The organism is Mycobacterium sp. E2462 (assembly GCF_001672685.1).
Taxonomy (GTDB): Bacteria; Actinomycetota; Actinomycetes; order Mycobacteriales; family Mycobacteriaceae; genus Mycobacterium.
Genome location: NZ_LZKC01000110.1, coordinates 1 through 6,636, shown reverse-complemented (window position 1 = coordinate 6,636; position 6,636 = coordinate 1). Strand labels below are relative to the sequence as shown.

Here is a 6,636-nt window from a genome sequence, read left to right as displayed (position 1 = left end):
CCTGGGCCGCCGCCGCCGGCCACGCCGCACGACGGCGCCGCCGCCGCCACGACGACCGCCACCACCGGTCGGGCCGCCGGGCACGCCGCCACCGCCGCCGCCGGGGCCGCCACCACCGGTGGGCCCGCCGGGCACGCCGCCGCCGCCCGGGGCGGACGATGGTGCGGGCGCCACGCTCGAGGACGGGGTGGTGCTGGGCGTGGTGGAGCTGGGGGCCTTATTGCCGCCACCGCAGGCGACGGCCAGAACGAGCATGGCCCCGCCGCCGAACATCGCGACCGCGGTCTTCAGTTCGTGCCTCATCGCAACCCCGCTCTCCCCTCGCAATCCTGCTCTTCGATACCCCGGCGTCGTGGTTCCCAAACGTCTTGCGAGGCAAGCGGTCGCGGGCACTGCACGGCGAAGGTGCCGATGGCCCGCCGCCTCGGATGGCGGGCCATAGCGGGTCAGCAGTTCTCGCCGGAGACGCAGCCGGTGAGGACCGCGTGGGTGACGGCCGGAGCGGGCGCCGGCGCGTTGCCGGACGCGGGGTGCGCCGGAGCCGCTGCTACCGGCCCGACGCCGGCCCCCCCGAGTGTCAGGGCGGTCGCCGCGCCGGCGGCCGCCGTTGCCAACTTCAGATACGCCTTCATCGGCCTCTCCTCTCGCCCCAGGACGTGGTGCGCCCAGGTTTCGGCGTGTGACAACCCCAAGCGTACACCTGTGCAACTATCGCCGGAGGGCAGATTCGTTGCCGCAGGTCACACCGCAATGCCCGAGGAGGCGCGGCGTGCTGGGTGGGTCCCCCGTCGGTCGCGCGGCGCGGCGTGCGTCGGGCGCCGGCGACCTACGCCTCTTTAGTGATGAGCTTGCGCAGGGCCACGCGGTCGGGTGCGAGCAGCTCGGCGATGCGCGGCTTGTTCACCTCGGCGACGATGATCTCGCCGACTTCCTGGTAGACCTCGCTGAAGATGCCGTGCGACTTCATCTTCTCGGTCTGATACAGGTTGTCCTCGGTCGGCGTCACGTAGTACACGGCGTCGGCCTTGAACCGGTGCACCAGCCACAGGTGAATCAGCGTCATCAGCCGCTTCTGGCGCAGCTTCTCGGCGAAGGTGTTCTGGTCACGCACCTGCAGGATGCTGCGCCCGTGCCGGTCCTTGATCGGGTCGACGACGACGTTGGCGAGTTGGTCGCCGGCCTCGCTGAGGATGCCGAGCTCCAGCACGTCGGATCCGGCCCGGCGGGGCCGCAGCTGCACGCGCAGCTTCTCCCCCAGGTGGTAGTTGTCGCTCCACAGCGCCAGCCACTCCTCCAGCAGCTTCTTGGGCACCTCGATCTGCGCGAGGTGCTGGTGCTGGGTCGATCCCTTGCCCATCGCCTTGGTCGTCGCGGTCCGGCCCGAGGACGCCGCCAGCGCGGCGTCGCTGCGGGGTCCACCGACGAGGGTCTGCGGCGTCCGGTAGGGGGATTCGACCAGGCGCATCTTGCGCTGCAGACGGGCCAGCGCCAGCATGCCGTCCTGCTGCAGCGACGTGGCGAATTCCTCGGCGGCGACGCCGTCGATCTGGTGGCCGCCGTAGGTGATGAAGTTGAAGACGAAGCCCATCTTGCCGAGCTCCTCCGGGAACCGCTTCATCTCGTCGTCGGTCATCCCGGTGGTGTCCCAGTTGAACGACGGCGACAGGTTGTAGGCCAGCATCTGGTCGGGGAATTCGGCGTGGATGGCGTCGGCGAATTGGCGCGCGTCGGCGAGGTCGGCGGTCTTGGTCTCCATCCATAAGATGTCGGCGAAGGGAGCCGCCGCAAGGGATTTCGCGATCGCGTACGGAATGCCGCCGCGGATCTGGTAGTACCCCTCGGGCGTCTTGGACAGCTCGGGGTCCCAGGGCGGGTCGACGCCCAGCTCCTTGGCCTTCTCGCGGGCGGCATAGAGCGACGCCCGCGCGGCGAACTGACGCCACTCGTCGGGCGTCAGCGCGGCCGGCTCGTCGTCGCTGTCCTCGGCCGCGAGCACCTCGGCCACCGCCTCGCCGTAGGTCATCAGCCCGGCGTCGTCCTCCCACGCCGCCACGAACCGCGACTCCACCTGGTCGAACAGGTCGTCGACGCCGGTCTGCCCGTTGTCCCGCCAGGTGCCGACGGCGTCGTCGACCAGGGCCAGGATGCCCTGGCGTTCCAGCCACGCGTTGGCGATGCCGTACTCGCTTTCGGCCAGGGCGTAGAGCAGGTGACCGTTGAGCTCCTTGACGCCCAGCTCGTAGAAGCGTCGGACGAGGGCCAGGAAGCAGCTCTTGTACGACGGGATGGTCAGGTTGGTGGCGCCGAGCAGGAACGGCTGGTCGCGCTCGTCGGCGCGGCTATCGATGAGGTTCGCCGCCTCGGCGTCGGTGCGGGCGACGATGATGCCGGGCACCTTCATGATGTCGAGCTGGAACCGGGCGGCGTTGAGGCGCTTGATCTGCTCGTCCGACGGCACCAGCACCTTGCCGCCCTGGTGGCCGCACTTCTTGGTGCCCGGCCGCTGGTCTTCGATGTGGTAGCCGGCGACACCGACCTCGACGAACCGGCGGATCAGGTTGCGCACGTGCGGGTCCCCGCCGTGCCCGGTGTCGGCGTCGGCGATGATGAACGGCCGGTAGTCGTAGGCGGGGGTGGTGGCGCGTTGCCGCTCGCTCATGTGGAGCCGCTGGTAGTGCTGGTTGCGGTCGGCGGTGAGCAGCGCGCGCACCAGGACCGCGGCGTCGTCGGGCACCTGGCTGAGCGGGTAGCTGGCGAGGTCGGGCCCGGGGTCCTCGGTGGTGGAGCCCTTGGCCGATGTCGCCCAGCCGCCGAGGTAGATGCCCTCGATGCCCATGCGCTTCATGGCCACCGCCTGCCCGGGCGAGTACGGGCCGAACGTGGTGATGCTCTTCTTCTGGGCGAACAGTTCGCGCAGCCGCTCGTAGAAGGCGGCGGCCGCCTCGCGCGCCACCGTGTAGTCGGTGGGGATGGTGCCGCGTTGTTCCACCACCTGGCGGGCCGTGTAGAGGCGCGTGATGCCGGCAAAGCGTTGGTCGTCGAAGTGTCGCTGCGTGGCGGCGACCTCGTCGTCGAACGATGCCCGGACGCCGGTGTCCGTTTCAATGATGGCCATGGTTATCCGCTCCTGTTCGCACCGGTTTCTTCGCACACGGTTCCGCTGAACGTGAGTCTATCCCCGGCGGTGACGGATCAAGCAGGAGTTTTCGGATCGATCCGGGTGTGCCGCCGATTCCGTTGGGCCGCAACCGAATCGGAGCTTCGCCGCGATGGATCAATCCTGCCGGGCGGCGCGATCGCGCAGCCAGTCCCGCTGACGCCGGACGAAGGCGGCGTCGACGGCGGCGCCGTGGCCGGGCACGTAGACGGCCTCGGTGCCGCCGATCGCCAGCAGCCCGTCCAGGGTGGCCGGCCACGCGGCCAGGTCGGAGTCCGCGTCGATCGTGGGGTCGGCGGATTCCTCGACCAGGTCGCCGGTGAACACCACCGGCCGGTCGGCCCGCCCGCCGGGGGCACAATCACCACCAGGTCCGAGGTCGTGTGGCCGCGGCCGGGGTGGGTGATCGTCACGGCCCGGTCCCCCAGGTCGAGCACCGCGTCGCGCGTCGGGTGATCCGGCCGGCGCAGGGCGCCGAGCGCGCGGTCCACCTGCGCGGCGTCGGCGCCATGGCGCACGGCGTCCTCGCGGAGTTGGGCCGCGGCCGACGCCAGGTAGTCGGCCACCTCGGGCGCGCAATACACCTCGGCGTCGCCGAACTGGGACGACCCGAGCACATGGTCGAAATGCCTGTGCGTCAAGACGATACGGGTCACGACGCGTCCGGCCAGCCGACGCGTGTCGGCGTCCAGGGCGGCCGCCTCGGCCGGCGTGGTGCCGGTGTCGACGAGCAACGCACCGGCCGAGCCGCACACCAGGCCGACGGTGACGTCGCAGAACGCCAGCCGGCACCGGTGGACGCCGTCGGCCAAGCGTTCCCAACGCAGCTGCACACCCGCGACGGTAGTCGCCGCGGCCGCGCGGGCGTCGCGAGTTTTGACCGGCACGGCACTGGTTATCTTCCGGGCATGGCTATCACCGATTCCCGCGAAGTCGTCATCGAGGCGCCGCCCGAGGACGTCCTGAAGGTGCTGTTCGACATCGAGTCGTTGCCCGAGTGGTCCTCGGTCCACAAGAAGATCGAGGTCCTCGACCGCGACGAGGAAGGCCACCCGCGCCGCTCCAAGCAAGTGGTCAAGCTCGTGGGCGTCAGCGACGAGCAGGAGCTGGAGTACACCGTGCACGACGACGGCGTGAGCTGGACGCTGATCGAGGCGAAACAGCAACGCGCGCAAGACGGCCGGTACACGCTGACCCCCGACGGGGACTCCACCCGGGTGCGCTTCGAACTGAGCGTCGACCTGGTCATGCCCGTCCCGGGCTTCCTGGTCAAGAAGGGCACCAAGAGCCTCATGGACACCGCGACCAAGGGCCTGCGCGATCGCGTCCTGGAGGTCCGGAAGAGCGGCGCGTAGCGCGGCGGCGTCCGGCCGCGTCGCGGGCTTTGTTCTCGGCGCGCGCTCGGCCACACTGGTCTGATGCACCCTCGGCGCGTGGCAGCGAGCACGGCGAGTCGGCTGGCCTTCGGCGGCGTGAGCCTGGCCCTGTTGACCGTCGCGGTCGGCTGCGGGGCCCACGGTGACAGCGGCACGCCGTCGTCGGCGACACCCAAGGTCACCACCTTGGCGCGCACGGTGCCCGACGCGCCGGCCGACCGGCCGTTGACGATCAGTAGTCCCGCGTTCGTCGACGGCGCCCCGATCCCGGTGCAATACACCTGCAAAGGCGCGAATATCGCGCCGCCGCTGGCGTGGTCGGCGCCGATGGGCGCCGCGCTGGTCGTCGACGACCCCGACGCCGTGAACGGCTTGTTCGTGCACTGGATCGTCGTGGGGATCGCCCCCGGCGCCGGCAGCACGGCCGACGGCCAGACCCCGGCCGGCGCGACGACGCTGCCGAACACCGCCGGCCAAGCCGCGTACAAGGGACCGTGCCCACCGGCCGGAACGGGCGAGCACCACTACCGATTCACCCTCTATCAACTCCCGAACGACTACCAGTTGCCCGGTGGCCTGTCCGGCGTGCAGGCCGACCAGGCGATCGCCGGGGCCGCGACCGCGCGGGCGCAGCTCACCGGGTTGTTCGGCGGCTGAACCAGCCCCCGCCGATCAGCCGGCGGCGGCGCTGGCGGCCTCGACGAAGTGGCGCAGGGCCGCGCTGCGGGCGTTCTTGAGGAACGCCAGGCCGACCGGGATGTCCGGCGCCCCGCGCAGGGCGATGAACCGCACGCCGGGGTGAATGCTGCGCCGCACCGCGACGTCCGGGATCACCCCGATGCCGCGGTCCGCGGCGACGGATTCCAGCCACTCGTCGAAATTCGTTGTCTCCACCACGGTTTCGGGGCCGGCGCCCGCCGGCCAGGACCACGGCCCGGTGGTGCCGCTGGCGGTGTTGACCACCAGCGGCCACCGCGGCACCTCGGCCCAGTCCAGCGCCGCCCTGTTGGCCAGCGGTGACTGCGCCGCACACACCGCCACGCGAGACTCGTTGAACAGGTGCACGACTCGCACGGCCGCGGAACTCACGCGCCCGCGCACCAAGGCCACGTCCACCCGGCCCTGCCGCACCGCGCCCAGCGCGTCGTCGGTCCGGACGAGGTGCACGGTGGCCCCGGTCGCCCGCTCGAACCCCGCGACGGTGTCCTGCGCCCACGGGTCGGGCAGCAGCCAACTGAACCCCAGGCGAATGCTGGCCCGTTGCCGCATGGCGTCGAAACCCCGCCCCAACTCGGCGAGCGCGCGTTCGACGTGGTCGAGGAACACCGTGCCCGACGGCGTCGTCTCGACATGGCGCGAGCTGCGATCCAGCAGCGTCACCCCGAGCGCGTCTTCGAGTTGCCGCACGGTGCGGCTCAGGGCCGGCTGGGTGACGCGGAGCTCCTCGGCGGCCTGGGTGAAGGACTTGAGGCGAGCCACGGCCTCGAAGGTCCGCAGGTGCCGCAACTCGACCCTGTTGCGCTGGACCGCCTCCATGCCTGGCAAGCATAGATGCTCGACAACAGGCATTTCACACGCGGTCGGCGCCGACCTAACGTCGTCGGTGGGGCGGATATCGCCCGCCAGACAAAGGAGGCAACATGCCGCTGCTGTACATCGACCTCATCGAGGGCCGCAGTGCCGCACAGGTTCGCGACCTTCTCGACGCCGCCCACGACGCCGTCGTCGACGCGTTCGAGGTGCCCGCGCGCGACCGCTACCAGGTGGTGCGCACCCACCCCGCGTCCGAGATCGTCGCGTGGGACACCGGGCTGGGCATCGACCGCTCCGCCGAGTTGGTGGTGGTGCACGTGGTGAGCCGGCGGCGCACCCGCGAGCGCAAAGAGCGATTCTTCGAGCTGCTCGCCGGCAAGCTCGCCGAACGGTGTGGGCTCGATCCGGCCGACCTGGTCGTGTCGATCACCGAAAACAGCGACGAGGACTGGTCTTTCGGCCACGGCCGCGCCCAATTCCTCACCGGCGAACTGAAGTAGGTGCCGCCATGCCGTTGACCACCCGACTCACGAAATTCTTTGGGATCGAGCACCCGATCCTGCTCGCGCC

Annotated in this window: 7 protein-coding genes and 1 pseudogene; 3 read left to right on the top strand and 5 right to left on the bottom strand. The window is 70.8% G+C overall.

The window, feature by feature from the left end; translation table 11 throughout:
- From A5714_RS25920 to A5714_RS05285, 4 genes and pseudogenes are all read right to left on the bottom strand, one after another.
- Nucleotides 1-303, bottom strand: a 303-nt coding sequence (locus A5714_RS25920) for a hypothetical protein (RefSeq protein WP_156747178.1), incomplete at its 3' end; no start/stop codon positions are given.
- Between the two features lie 143 nt (nucleotides 304-446).
- Entirely contained in the window at nucleotides 447-632 is a 186-nt protein-coding gene (locus A5714_RS25915; protein ID WP_068204410.1) for a hypothetical protein, read from the bottom strand.
- A gap of 194 nt (nucleotides 633-826) precedes the next feature.
- Nucleotides 827-3,115: an isocitrate lyase ICL2 gene (gene aceA / locus A5714_RS05290; RefSeq protein ID WP_068283469.1), complete on the bottom strand. Its 2,289-nt coding sequence runs from the start codon at nucleotides 3,113-3,115 to the stop codon at nucleotides 827-829.
- A 159-nt stretch (nucleotides 3,116-3,274) separates the two neighbouring features.
- Nucleotides 3,275-3,990, bottom strand: a pseudogene (locus tag A5714_RS05285) (MBL fold metallo-hydrolase).
- A gap of 75 nt (nucleotides 3,991-4,065) precedes the next feature.
- Here A5714_RS05285 and A5714_RS05280 point away from each other — a divergent pair.
- Nucleotides 4,066-4,512 (top strand): SRPBCC family protein, encoded by a 447-nt coding sequence (locus tag A5714_RS05280; RefSeq protein ID WP_068283467.1) that lies wholly within the window; start codon nucleotides 4,066-4,068, stop codon nucleotides 4,510-4,512.
- A 63-nt stretch (nucleotides 4,513-4,575) separates the two neighbouring features.
- On the top strand, nucleotides 4,576-5,190 hold the full coding sequence (locus A5714_RS05275; protein WP_068283464.1) for a YbhB/YbcL family Raf kinase inhibitor-like protein: 615 nt from the start codon (nucleotides 4,576-4,578) through the stop codon (nucleotides 5,188-5,190).
- A 15-nt stretch (nucleotides 5,191-5,205) separates the two neighbouring features.
- On the opposite strand, the gene A5714_RS05270 is transcribed toward A5714_RS05275, so the two are convergent.
- The gene (locus tag A5714_RS05270) at nucleotides 5,206-6,069 is read right to left on the bottom strand and encodes a LysR family transcriptional regulator (RefSeq protein ID WP_068283461.1); all 864 of its coding nucleotides are present in this window, start codon (nucleotides 6,067-6,069) and stop codon (nucleotides 5,206-5,208) included.
- Nucleotides 6,070-6,173: 104 nt separating this feature from the next.
- Between A5714_RS05270 and A5714_RS05265 the strand changes: the two genes are divergently transcribed.
- Nucleotides 6,174-6,566 (top strand): tautomerase family protein, encoded by a 393-nt coding sequence (locus tag A5714_RS05265; protein ID WP_068283458.1) that lies wholly within the window; start codon nucleotides 6,174-6,176, stop codon nucleotides 6,564-6,566.
- The last annotated feature ends 70 nt before the right edge of the window (nucleotides 6,567-6,636 follow it).

Excerpts from the sequence above, each read along its gene's own strand:
- A5714_RS25915 (WP_068204410.1), bottom strand. The coding sequence starts at position 632 with ATGAAGGCGTATCTGAAGTTGGCAACGGCGGCCGCCGGCGCGGCGACC.
- aceA (WP_068283469.1), bottom strand. The coding sequence starts at position 3,115 with ATGGCCATCATTGAAACGGACACCGGCGTCCGGGCATCGTTCGACGAC.
- A5714_RS05280 (WP_068283467.1), top strand. The coding sequence starts at position 4,066 with ATGGCTATCACCGATTCCCGCGAAGTCGTCATCGAGGCGCCGCCCGAG.
- A5714_RS05275 (WP_068283464.1), top strand. The coding sequence starts at position 4,576 with ATGCACCCTCGGCGCGTGGCAGCGAGCACGGCGAGTCGGCTGGCCTTC.
- A5714_RS05270 (WP_068283461.1), bottom strand. The coding sequence starts at position 6,069 with ATGGAGGCGGTCCAGCGCAACAGGGTCGAGTTGCGGCACCTGCGGACC.
- A5714_RS05265 (WP_068283458.1), top strand. The coding sequence starts at position 6,174 with ATGCCGCTGCTGTACATCGACCTCATCGAGGGCCGCAGTGCCGCACAG.